At 24.4% G+C, this 499-nt stretch carries 1 protein-coding gene; it reads right to left on the reverse strand.

The genetic code is table 11. The features are described from left to right. Positions 1 to 60: 60 nt before the first annotated feature. Positions 61 to 396 (reverse strand): NADH-ubiquinone oxidoreductase subunit NDUFA12 family protein, encoded by a 336-nt coding sequence (locus ACQCX0_RS05825; protein WP_465029892.1) that lies wholly within the window; start codon positions 394 to 396, stop codon positions 61 to 63. Positions 397 to 499: the final 103 nt, after the last annotated feature.

Here is a 499-nt window from a genome sequence, read left to right on the forward strand (position 1 = left end):
ATATTCCTATAAAAAATATTCCTAATAATTGTTTAGTTCTTACAATATTATTCATATATTTTAATTTTCATTCCAAGGTTTGTAATCACTATAACTTTTTAAAACTGTATCCTTATTGGATAATTTATGAGCAAGTTTAGTACCTGTTACATTAAGCATATGTGGTTTTTGCCATGTAAGATTTGTATTTTGAATAGGAGTATCTGTAGTATATTGCAACCAAGCTTGCCAATTGGCTGGTACTTTAGAAGCCTCTATACTGCCTGCATAAATTACCCATCTTTTTTCTTTTCTAAATAAGTTACTGCTAGAACATGAATAATATAAGTTATTATATTTATCTCTACCCACTTTTTTACCGAATAACAGAGTATATATTAGAGTAATTATATTCATATTCATAACTATTGTTAATTTTTTTAGTTTATGTTAATTAGCATAATCTAATTACTAGTATATGGTATATTATTATTATTGTCTAGAATTTTAAAAACTATTA

It is taken from the genome of Candidatus Hepatincolaceae symbiont of Strigamia maritima (assembly GCF_055505085.1).

What these genes read in the sequence shown, in the direction of transcription:
- ACQCX0_RS05825 (WP_465029892.1), bottom strand. Translation starts at nt 396, where the DNA reads ATGAATATAATTACTCTAATATATACTCTGTTATTCGGTAAAAAAGTG.